The organism is Roseitalea sp. (assembly GCF_984466335.1).
Window position 1 is genome coordinate 1 of record NZ_CFIFWG010000183.1, and the last position, 5,021, is coordinate 5,021.

At 69.3% G+C, this 5,021-nt stretch carries 6 protein-coding genes; 2 read left to right on the forward strand and 4 right to left on the reverse strand.

The window, feature by feature from the left end; genetic code table 11:
* Positions 1-78 precede the first annotated feature (78 nt).
* The 4 genes from AC5E6L_RS13650 to AC5E6L_RS13665 form a co-directional block, all read right to left on the reverse strand.
* On the reverse strand, positions 79-513 hold the full coding sequence (locus AC5E6L_RS13650) for a YkvA family protein (RefSeq protein ID WP_491774001.1): 435 nt from the start codon (positions 511-513) through the stop codon (positions 79-81).
* Between the two features lie 43 nt (positions 514-556).
* Complete coding sequence (locus tag AC5E6L_RS13655) at positions 557-862, reverse strand: 4a-hydroxytetrahydrobiopterin dehydratase (RefSeq protein WP_491230455.1); 306 nt, start codon at positions 860-862, stop codon at positions 557-559.
* 109 nt (positions 863-971) lie between these two features.
* Complete coding sequence (gene thpR / locus AC5E6L_RS13660) at positions 972-1,565, reverse strand: RNA 2',3'-cyclic phosphodiesterase (RefSeq protein WP_491230456.1); 594 nt, start codon at positions 1,563-1,565, stop codon at positions 972-974.
* A 133-nt stretch (positions 1,566-1,698) separates the two neighbouring features.
* Entirely contained in the window at positions 1,699-2,349 is a 651-nt protein-coding gene (locus tag AC5E6L_RS13665; RefSeq protein WP_491774004.1) for an arylesterase, read from the reverse strand.
* 56 nt (positions 2,350-2,405) lie between these two features.
* Between AC5E6L_RS13665 and AC5E6L_RS13670 the strand changes: the two genes are divergently transcribed.
* On the forward strand, positions 2,406-3,107 hold the full coding sequence (locus AC5E6L_RS13670; protein WP_491230458.1) for an ABC transporter ATP-binding protein: 702 nt from the start codon (positions 2,406-2,408) through the stop codon (positions 3,105-3,107).
* A partial coding sequence (locus AC5E6L_RS13675) for an ABC transporter permease (RefSeq protein WP_491774006.1) occupies positions 3,107-5,021 on the forward strand: 1,915 nt, incomplete at its 3' end. The genes AC5E6L_RS13670 and AC5E6L_RS13675, both read left to right, overlap by 1 nt.

The window sequence follows — 5,021 nt, forward strand, 5'->3', positions numbered from 1 at the left end:
CGATCCAGCTCACGGGCGACGCGTGCGCCTGAGAGCGATGTGTCCGCCACGAGGGGCGGGCGAATCCAGCGCGGACGCTCAACTGCGCGTGGCCTCGCCGTCGATGACCGGCGTGTCGTCATCGGCTTCCTGCGCGGCGTAGATGTCCTCGTCGGCCAGCGCCCTGCGCGCGGCGGCCCGATGCGCGTCGGTGATGCTGCCGCGAACGGCCGCGAAGGCCGCCGTCAGCACCGCGATGTCATCGCCGACCCCGAAGCTGAGCAGGAAGTCGGGGATCGCGTCGAGCGGCAGGATGAAATAGGCGAGCGCGGCCAGAAGAATGCCGCGCACGCGCGGCGGCGTCTGCGGGTCCATCGCGCAGTAATAGCCGGCGACGACCTCGTCCATGAAGGGGATCGTGCGCGCGTAACGCTTGGCCTTGGGCCAGAAGCGGCTTCGAACGCGCCGCTCGCGCTTTTCCTGTTCGCGCTCGGTGCCCGGCTCAAGGATTTCGCCGATCTTCACATCGTCCATTGGCGCCCTCCTGCGCCGGACATGGGGCCGCACCGGCCCGCTTTCAAGCCGCGTCCGGCCCCGCGGCCTTGTCCATCGCCCGGGCGAGCGCGACGTCAAGCGCGGTCAAACCGCCCGAATCATGCGTCGTCAGACGCACATCGACCCTGTTGTAGACGTTCGACCATTCCGGATGGTGGTCCATCTTCTCGGCCGTCAGCGCGGCGGCGGTCATGAAGGCGAACGCTTCGGTGAACGTGCCGAACCGGAACGGCTTCGTGATCGCCTTGCCGCCCTTCTCGGGCGACCAGCCGGCAAGGTCGGCCAGCGCCGTCGTCAATTCGTCGTCGGTCAGGCAGGGTCTGGGCATCGGGCGCCTCCGCGTTGGACTGAGTTCTGTCCGGTCAAGATAGCGGGTCGGACGGGCAGGGAAAGCGGGGCATGGAGGTTTTGTATGCCCTGGCGATATCCGCCGGCGCCTACCGGGACATGAAGGCCGGGGCCGCGGCGCCGGCCGCGACGCGCGCGGGCACCATGTCGAGTGACAGGGGATAGGTCTGCTCGGCGATGTAGGGCCCGCCGCCGACCGAATTGCGCGAACTCATCAGGACGAACCGGTCGACCTTGAACGGCGTGACATGAAAGCCTCCGCGCACGGTCAGATAGTTCGCCACCGCGCGGGCCGAGCCGTTTCGCAGCCGCGCCAGCGTCACATGCGGCGTGAACTTGCGTGGATCGGCCGGCAGGCCCAGCCGGCGGCAGATGCCGGCGATCTCGGCCTGAAGATCGTGCAGGTCGGGAGTACCGGTGGGGACGGCGTAAAGGCTGTGCGGCTTCCTGCCTCCGAAAGCGCCGAGCCCGGCAAAGCCTAGGGCAAAAGGGCGCCTGTGCACGCGTTCGAGCGCGTGGGCCACCTCGTCTGCCATGTGATGTTCGATGTCACCGATGAACCGCAGCGTGAGATGATAGTTCTCCATGTCGATCCAGCGGGCGCCGGGCAGGCCCCCGCGCAGCATGGACAGATGGCTTGCGGCATGGTGAGGGATTTCGAGAGCGACGAATAGGCGCGGCATGGCAGGTCCCCTCATGTCGTGCGGTGGGCGCGGCCATCGCGCGGACGGCAAATCACCCCGCCTTGATGTCAGCGAATCACGCAAAGGCGCGATGCGCAAGACCATTTTGGCTTCACCAACGGTTAAGAATCATTCACCCCCCGGCCAGATACCGGCGCATCAAGGGCAGGAAGCGCTCGACCATGGCGCCGACGCCCTCGGCGGTCGGGTGAATGCCGTCGGCCATCATCTTGTCCGTGACGGGCGCCCCGTCCGCGCCGATCGTGATCGCCCCGTCCAGGAAGAACGGATGAAGCGGCACGTCGTGAAGCGCGGCCAGATCGCCATAGATCGGATCGAACGCTTCGCGATAGGCCGCGCCCATGTTGGGCGGCGCCACGATGCCGGCGAGGATCACGTCGATGCCGCGCGCCTTCAGTTGCGCGATCATCCGGTCGAGATTGGCGCGCGTCAGTTCGGGCGCGATGCCGCGCAGCGCGTCATTTCCGCCCAGTTGCAGGATGACGAAATCCGTGCCGTCGGGCACCGACCAGTCGAGCCGGGCAAGGCCGCCGGAGGTCGTATCGCCCGAAACACCGGCATTGGCGATGGCCACGTCGAAGCCTCCAGCCCGCAATGCCGCCTCCAGCCTTTCGGGAAACCCGGCACCGGGCGGCAGCCGGAAACCGGCCATCAGGCTGTCGCCGAAGCCGACCCCGCGCACCGTTTCGGCCGCCGCGCCCGCCGAAAAGGCGGCGAGCAGCAAACCGGCGGACATGACAAAGCGTATCGAGCCTTTGAACATTTGGTCCATCCTGCCCATCTTGGCGCAACCCGCATGCCATATAGGTGATCGTCGCCGTGACTGAACCCGTCATCGAACTGGACAATGTCAATCTCACGCTCGGATCGGCGGCCAGCCGGGTCCATGTGCTCAAACGGGTCGGCCTGACCGTCCCCAGGGGCGAGGCGGTAGGCGTCGTCGGGCCGTCGGGCTCGGGCAAGACGACGTTGCTGATGGTCCTTGCCGGCCTCGAACGGCCAGATACGGGCGTCGTGAAGGTCGCCGGAGCCCGGCTCGACCGGATGAGCGAGGACGGGATCGCCCGGTTCAGGGGCCGCAACATCGGCTTCGTGTTCCAGTCCTTCCACCTGATCGCCAACATGACGGCGCTCGAAAACGTCGCCGTCCCGCTCGAACTGGCCGGCGCGGCGGACGCCTTCGGGCGCGCCCGCGCCGAACTGGACGCGGTCGGGCTGAAGGATCGCCTGACCCACTATCCGGGGCAATTGTCGGGCGGCGAGCAGCAGCGCGTCGCCATCGCCCGCGCGCTCGCGCCCGAACCGGCGATCCTGATCGCCGACGAGCCGACCGGCAATCTGGACCAGGAAACCGGCCGGCAGATCGCCGACCTGATCTTCGAGACGCAAAGGCGGCGGGGCACGACCTTCGTGCTCGTCACCCATGACGCCACCCTTGCGGCACGCTGCGACCGGCAGGTGCGCGTGCGCTCCGGCGAGGTATTCGAAGGCGGCGATGCCGCCGCCATGGCGGCGGAATGATGGCCGCACTGTCCGGCCGGATCGCGCTGGCGCTCCGCTTCGCCCTGCGCGAAGTGCGCGGCGGCCTGTCCGGCTTTTACGTGTTCGTCGCCTGCATCGCGCTCGGCACGGCCGCGATCGGCGGCGTCAACGCCGTCGCCCAGGCGATCACCCAGGGCATGCAGTCCGAAGGTCGCGCGATCCTGGGCGGCGATATCCGCTTCGAACTGGCCCACCGCACCGCAACGTCCGGGGAACTGGCGACGCTTCGGGGGCTGGGCACGGTGGCGCACAGCGTCAACACCCGCTCCATGGCGCGCCTGGCCGACCAGTCCGACCAGACGCTGGTCGAGATCAAGGCGGTCGACGCGCTCTACCCGCTCTATGGCGACTTCGTCACCGCGCCCGCTCTGCCGCTCTCCGCCTACGGCGAACAGGACGGCGCCTGGGGCGCGGCGGTCCAGCCGATCCTGCTCGAACGGCTGGGCCTGTCGGTCGGCGACACGATGCGGATCGGCGACGCGATCTTCGACATCCGTGCCACCATCGCGGCCGAGCCCGACGCGCTGTCGGACGGCATCGGCCTTGCGTCGCGCGTGATCATGCCGCTTGCGGCGCTCGACGCGTCCGACCTGATCCAGCCCGGCTCGCTGGTCGAGCACGCCTACAGGGTCCGCATGGCGCCCGGCACGAGCGAGGCCGACATGCGCGCCGCGATCGATGCGGCGAACCGGGCCCATCCGAGCGCGGGCTGGTCCGTGCGCACCCGGTCCAACGCGGCGCCGGCGCTGGCCGCCAACATCGAGCGCTTCGCCCAGTTCCTGACGCTGGTCGGGCTGACCGCGCTCGTCACCGGCGGCGTGGGCGTCGCCAACGCGGTGCGCGCCTTCCTTGAGTCAAAGCGCGACGTGATCGCGACCTTCAAATGCCTTGGCGCACCGGGAGGGCTCGTCACGCTCACATACCTCATCCAGATCGTCCTGGTCGGCGCCGTCGGCATCGGCGCAGGGCTGCTCTTGGCCGCGCTCGCGCCGTTCGCGGCCGTCTGGGCGCTTGACGGCGTGATCCCGCTGCCCGCCGCCGGGTTTTATCCGGGCGCGCTGGCCCTTGCGGTGCTGTTCGCGCTGCTGACGATCCTCGTCTTCGCGCTGATCCCGCTCGGCCATGCCCGCGACATCCCCGCATCCAACCTGTTCCGCAACCGGACCATGGCGCGCCGGGGCCTGCCGCGCGCGCCCTATGTGCTGGCCGCCGGCCTCGCCGCGCTGCTGCTGGCCGGCCTTGCCGTGTGGTTATCGGACCAGCGGACGCTGGCCGCGGGCTTTCTGGCCGGCGTCGCGACCGCCTTCGTGGTGCTTCGGCTCGTCTCCACCGGCCTGCAAACGCTGGCCCGGCGCGTCAAAGGGCTGCGCGGCACCTCGGCGCGCATGGCGGTCGGCAACATCCACCGGCCCGGCGCGCTGACGCCGTCGGTCGTGCTCGCGCTCGGTCTCGGTCTGACGCTTCTGGTCTCGCTCGCCCTGATCGACACGAACCTGCGCCAGCAGATCGCCGGCAATCTGCCCGAACGCGCGCCCAATTTCTTCTTCGTCGATATCCAGAGTGGCATGGTCGAGGATTTCGCGGCCCTGGTCGAGGGCGAGGCGGGCAATACCGGCAAGCTGGTGCGCGTGCCGATGCTGCGCGGCCGCATCGTGGCGCTGAACGGCCAGGACGTCGCCGAGATGGACCTACCGCCCGAGGGCGCCTGGGTGCTGCGCGGCGATCGCGGCATCACCTATGCGCGCAGCGTGCCCGAGAATTCGACGCTGAGCGCCGGCGCGTGGTGGCCGGCCGACCATGCGGGCGAGCCGCTGGTCTCCTTTTCCGCCGAAGAAGCGGGCGAGATCGGCCTGACGATCGGCGACACCGTCACCGTGAACGACCGGGCGGCGC

What these genes read in the sequence shown, in the direction of transcription:
- thpR (WP_491230456.1), bottom strand. Translation starts at nt 1,565, where the DNA reads ATGCCGCGCCTATTCGTCGCTCTCGAAATCCCTCACCATGCCGCAAGC.
- AC5E6L_RS13650 (WP_491774001.1), bottom strand. Translation starts at nt 513, where the DNA reads ATGGACGATGTGAAGATCGGCGAAATCCTTGAGCCGGGCACCGAGCGC.
- AC5E6L_RS13655 (WP_491230455.1), bottom strand. Translation starts at nt 862, where the DNA reads ATGCCCAGACCCTGCCTGACCGACGACGAATTGACGACGGCGCTGGCC.
- AC5E6L_RS13665 (WP_491774004.1), bottom strand. Translation starts at nt 2,349, where the DNA reads ATGTTCAAAGGCTCGATACGCTTTGTCATGTCCGCCGGTTTGCTGCTC.